Origin of the sequence: Acinetobacter sp. 243_ASPC (genome assembly GCF_001054715.1) — a bacterium.
Taxonomy (GTDB): Bacteria; Pseudomonadota; Gammaproteobacteria; order Pseudomonadales; family Moraxellaceae; genus Acinetobacter; species Acinetobacter soli.
Map to the genome: position 1 here is coordinate 1 of NZ_JVOR01000134.1, position 858 is coordinate 858.

Consider the following 858-nt stretch of genomic DNA (forward strand, 5'->3'; position numbering starts at 1 on the left):
ATGGGTTAATTGATATGCACATAGTGAGGCGTAAATTCCACTGAGAAATCCATGAAGACTACGTGCTTTACTCGTCACTAAATTGTATTGCCCCTTCAATAAACTGAATAATGTTTCTATTTTATTGCGTTGTCTTAAGTGATATTCATCTGATGCACAGAGTTGAATAGCCTGCATATTCCTCCGATGATAAGTAATTAAATCAATACCTCGATCTTTCAATCTAATTTTTAATTCTTGGCTGATGTAACCTCGATCCCCGTAAAGTTTTCCGTTTAGGCCAGCAACCAATTGCTCAACCATTTTTATGTCAGCAACATGTCCATTCGATAAAGCAGAACAGGCAATTTCACCAAATTGATCCATCGCAATATGTAATTTACAGCCATAAAACCAGCCCATCGAGCTTCTACCACGTGATGCAATTTGGACTAATGATTTATGACGCTGAATACGTTGATTTTTACAAACTGGCAGAGTGGTTGAATCAATCCATAAATATTGTGTATCTTGGCCTTTCATCAATGCCACATGTAAAGCATGTAGAGCTAATTCATGCCTTTTGATCAGATGAATCATCCTTTGATAGCAAGGCAAGTACTTAAATAAATGGCTTTTATCTTCTTTTAACCAAGTGAAAAAGGCTTTGAAATTATTGAAATGAGAGCATTTGTACCAAATAGCAATAAAGCAGATTTCTGAAATTTTAAGTTGAGCAGTTCTGATTCTTAAGGAACCACGGTTTTGTTTGAGAAACTCCCAATAAGTTGCTTCAAATTTAAGAAAAAAATCATCAATTACGCAGAATAATTCGGTACTATTGAACATCAGGACTAGAGTTGTGAGTTTGGTGTGGTA

General features: G+C 35.5%; 1 protein-coding gene. It reads right to left on the minus strand.

The genetic code is table 11. From position 1 onward, the window contains the following. Positions 1-828: IS982 family transposase (locus ADA42_RS17165; protein WP_048766466.1), on the minus strand; the 828-nt coding region annotated here is incomplete at its 3' end. Between the last annotated feature and the right edge of the window lie 30 nt (positions 829-858).